The organism is Pseudonocardia sp. EV170527-09, from assembly GCF_008369905.1.
Classification (GTDB): domain Bacteria; phylum Actinomycetota; class Actinomycetes; order Mycobacteriales; family Pseudonocardiaceae; genus Pseudonocardia.
In genome coordinates this window covers 1-238 of record NZ_VRMC01000649.1, presented here as the reverse complement: position 1 = coordinate 238, position 238 = coordinate 1, and the positions used below count along the sequence as shown (strand labels likewise).

The 238-nt window shown below is 63.0% G+C and carries 1 protein-coding gene; it reads left to right on the top strand.

Annotation, left to right across the window (positions count from 1 at the left end; genetic code table 11):
* Positions 1-183 (top strand): hypothetical protein (locus FVA95_RS31340; RefSeq protein ID WP_205016117.1); only part of this gene is annotated, 183 nt, incomplete at its 5' end.
* Between the last annotated feature and the right edge of the window lie 55 nt (positions 184-238).

Below are 238 nucleotides of genomic sequence, written 5' to 3'. Positions count from 1 at the left end.
GGCGACTTCAGCATGGTGGGGATGGCCTCGGCCGTGACCGCTTATTCGTTCGACCACCCATTCGCTGCGGTGGAGGACGGCCGCTTTGGTTATCGCCGAGTGGTGGCGGGCCAGTCCTGGAAGCTCGGCGACGACACGGACGTGCTGGTGGCAGCCGAGCAAAAGCGGTACGACGGACCCTGACAACTCCCCGAACAACTGGACCACTCGTCCTTCTACCTCAAGGGAAGTAATGGGG